The 355-nt window shown below is 43.4% G+C and carries 1 protein-coding gene; it reads left to right on the top strand.

Translation table 11 applies throughout. From position 1 onward, the window contains the following. On the top strand, nt 1-239 hold a 239-nt coding region (locus SBI19_RS29390), incomplete at its 5' end, for a hypothetical protein (RefSeq protein ID WP_317973077.1). Between the last annotated feature and the right edge of the window lie 116 nt (nt 240-355).

Genomic DNA, 355 nt, shown 5'->3' with positions numbered 1-355 from the left:
ATGTAGGTTTTGCCTACACTCCGCTACTCGTTCTTCAGTCTGAATCAACCTTCTCGGTGCTGACCGACCTTCATTTAAATCTTTTCTCGTTCCGTAAACAACAAAAAGCATATCATAAAGACATAGCTGGTTCTCGTCCTATGTACTTGACGTCTTCCTACTCTTCCAAGACCCTGCGGGCAAGTACCATTGACGCTGAAGGACTTAAAGGCCTATGCGTCGATGATCAAGAAGAGTAATCAAGGAGCTCACTCGACGTCGAATCTTGATCCAGCCTTCTTGGTGCTGATCAACCTCTTTTTAAACTCTTTATCGTTGGTAAGCAACAAACCCTAAAAAACAAAAAAGCCATGTC

The organism is Paenibacillus sp. CCS19, from assembly GCF_033239625.1.
Taxonomy (GTDB): domain Bacteria; phylum Bacillota; class Bacilli; order Paenibacillales; family Paenibacillaceae; genus Paenibacillus_T.
This window is presented reverse-complemented; position numbering and strand designations above follow the sequence as displayed.